The sequence below is a fragment of the Mesorhizobium sp. M1A.F.Ca.IN.022.07.1.1 genome, from assembly GCF_003997575.1.
Classification (GTDB): domain Bacteria; phylum Pseudomonadota; class Alphaproteobacteria; order Rhizobiales; family Rhizobiaceae; genus Mesorhizobium.
In genome coordinates this window covers 1-2,748 of the sequence record NZ_RZST01000523.1, presented here as the reverse complement: position 1 = coordinate 2,748, position 2,748 = coordinate 1, and the positions used below count along the sequence as shown (strand labels likewise).

General features: G+C 60.7%; 4 protein-coding genes. 1 reads left to right on the top strand and 3 read right to left on the bottom strand.

Features of this window, described 5'->3' with window-relative positions; genetic code table 11:
* A partial coding sequence (locus EOA75_RS31550) for a GTP-binding protein (RefSeq protein ID WP_244571411.1) occupies positions 1 to 128 on the bottom strand: 128 nt, incomplete at its 3' end.
* Positions 129 to 411: 283 nt separating this feature from the next.
* On the opposite strand from EOA75_RS31550, the gene EOA75_RS31545 reads away from it, so the two are divergent.
* Positions 412 to 1,299: a DMT family transporter gene (locus EOA75_RS31545; protein WP_095824693.1), complete on the top strand. Its 888-nt coding sequence runs from the start codon at positions 412 to 414 to the stop codon at positions 1,297 to 1,299.
* Positions 1,300 to 1,325: 26 nt separating this feature from the next.
* Here the strand turns inward: EOA75_RS31545 and EOA75_RS31540 are convergent, their stop codons facing one another.
* Positions 1,326 to 2,324 carry a sulfotransferase family 2 domain-containing protein gene (locus EOA75_RS31540; protein WP_164747705.1) on the bottom strand — a complete coding sequence of 333 codons (999 nt, stop codon included), beginning with the start codon at positions 2,322 to 2,324 and terminating at the stop codon, positions 1,326 to 1,328.
* Positions 2,254 to 2,511 (bottom strand): GlsB/YeaQ/YmgE family stress response membrane protein, encoded by a 258-nt coding sequence (locus EOA75_RS31535; protein ID WP_127326033.1) that lies wholly within the window; start codon positions 2,509 to 2,511, stop codon positions 2,254 to 2,256. Before EOA75_RS31535 ends, EOA75_RS31540 begins: the two co-directional genes overlap by 71 nt.
* Positions 2,512 to 2,748: the final 237 nt, after the last annotated feature.

Sequence of the window (2,748 nt, the reverse complement as noted above, 5' to 3'; positions counted from 1 at the left end):
TCATAGCGCTTGTATTCGCCAAAATACTTCGTGATCGCCGCCGTCAGCGACGTCTTGCCATGATCGACGTGGCCGATCGTGCCAATGTTCACATGCGGCTTGGTGCGCTCGAATTTACCTTTTGCCATAGTCTCTTTCCTTGGGCGGCCTTGACCTTCAGTTCAGTCGAATGCGGGGCGATTAGCGACAACGGCCGCAAAACACAAGTGCCTTGTGGTTGAGCGTTGTCTCGCTCGAGCCGAACCAATGATCTGATTTCAGGGGTATGGTGCGGATATAGGATCGCGACAGGCGAATTCAAATCCGCGCGTCTTGCCTCGGCTAGCCCATCGACAGTTTCGCGCGGGTAGACGCCAGATCGGCCGGAACTGGCCCATTGCCGCCCCGATCGGCCTCTGATTTCTTCAGCCAATGCAATTCCTTCCGGCAAATATCCGCGGCCCGCTGTTCATGATCGTCTCGACGGGATCCTACCTCGTCAATGACACGATGATGAAGCTCGCGACCGCAGGGCTGCCGCCTTATGAGGTGCTGCTGCTGCGTGGCGCGGCCGCCACACTGTGGGGCATGCCGCTGCTTTTCATGCTGGGCTATGGCAGGCAGATCCCGCTGCTGTTCGAACGCAAGGTGCTGCGCCGGAACCTTTGCGAGCTGGCGGCGATCCTTTGCTACGTCGTGGCGTTGGCCAACATGCCGATCGCCGATTCGACGGCGCTCGGGCAGATCACGCCGCTCATCGTGCTGGTCGGGTCCTCGCTCCTTTTCGGCGAGAAGATCGGCGCCGTGCGAATGGCGCTGATTAGCCTAGGCTTTGTCGGCGCCGTCATGGTGGCGCAACCGACGATGCAGGGCATTTCCATCTATGCCTTGCTGGCGCTGGGCAACGCGGCCCTGGCCGCGGCGCGCGACCTCGCCGGACGTAAGGTGGGCGCCGAGGTGCCCGGCATGATCGTCGCCATCTCCGCCGTGGTTGTCGTGCTGCTCGGCTCAGGTGTCGCACACCTTGTCTCGGAACAGTGGGTGATGCCGGAGGGCCGTCATCTCCTTTTGCTTGCCGGCGCCGGCCTGTTCCTGATCTTCGGTCACTTCTTCATCTTCATGGCCTATCGCGTCGGACCGACAAGCGCGGTGGCGCCCTTCTACTATTGCTTCACCGTCTGGGCGGTGATTTCCGGCCTTTTGGTGTTCGGGCAGCTCCCCAACACGCTCGCCGTCTGCGGCATTCTCCTGGTGATCGGCAGCGGCCTCGCCATCGTCTCGCTCGACGAGCGAAGGAGGCGCTTGAGCGTTGTGGCCTGAGGTCGTCCGGACTGAAAAGCTGAACGCTACAGCCCCACCCTTTTCTTCAACGGACGTTTGGCAAGGAATCCGACGAGGTTGCGCAGCGTCCGCGGGTAGACCAGACGGCCGTTGCGAAAAGCGGTCAGATCGCCGGCGACATGCAGCGAGGACGTCTCATCGGGATCGCCTTGGGGGATGCCTCCCCATCGTGCCGGATCGTAATAGTCGACAAGGAAACCGTAGTCGTAGCGGCAGAAGCGCATCGCCCTTCTGAACGCCGCGGGGGAAAGATCCGAGGGACTGACCTTGCCCCGGGCTGCCTGCAGCCGCGGCATAGAGACTGTCTTGCTGCTGACCGTGGACAGGAAGGCGCCGACCTTGTCCATGTCCTCGAATTTGAAGACGTGCTCGAACAGGAACAGGCTGGAACCGATGAACCGGCGTGGCGAGGCGACGTGAAAGTGGATGTCCCCTGAGCACGCGCAGTATTTTTCGATGTTGAGGATGAAGGTATCGGGATCCGGGTTGGTCGGCAGCCCAAAGCTCTCGAGCAACTCGAGGTTGGGCGAGCGTGACCGTAGGACATCGGTGTCCAATATCCTGCTGGAATAAGCCGAGAGCAGCCGCTCCAGCGGATCACGAACGATCGTGAATTTACCGCTGAGGCCGTCATAGACCGGCTCGAACGGATCGGCCCAATTGGTTGCAATTTGACTGTGGACGTCGTTGTCCGGGTCAAGCAGAGTGGCTTCCTTGCCGCCGAGCGCCATCAGCGCATATTTGACGCTGCTGGTGCCGCTTTTCGGGATTGGATAATAGGTGACCGGAAGGCCTTGAATCTGGACCGCCATCGCCGTTCCGCCCCACGCCATCCAATGCCAATACGCAGCGCGGTCGCGTTCGACGACCAGCGCTCGGCTGACGATCCCACCACGGCGATCGAGCCGTGGTTTCGCCGATCGTTCGACCGTTCTACAGCGTGCGCCTGCCGGAGAACTGGTGATAAGCCCAGAGCACGACGACCGAGCCGACGACGGCGACAATCAGGCTCCAGATGTTGAGGCCGGTGACGCCCGATGCGCCGAAGGCGCTGAAGATCACGCCACCGACGATAGCGCCGACGATGCCGAGCACGATGTCCATGATCAAGCCCTGACCGGTCTTGTTGACGATCTTGCTGCCGATGAAGCCGGCGATCGCGCCGAGAATGATCCAGCTGATGATGCCCATTTCTTCCCTCCAATCCCCTCGCTGCCAATCATTTTCATATGATTGTCAAAAGCTCAAGACAGCTTGAAAATCCCCCCGGTTGAGCCATTCTGGCGCCGGGTGGACTTGGTTGATAGGAGATCCATGATGGGCCTTTTTGACAACGCCGTTCCCGGCGGCAACATCACCAAACCCCTGATGATCGCGCTCGGCGCGCTGCTGGTCGGCAAGATGCTGAGCGGCAGAAGCGAGGAACAG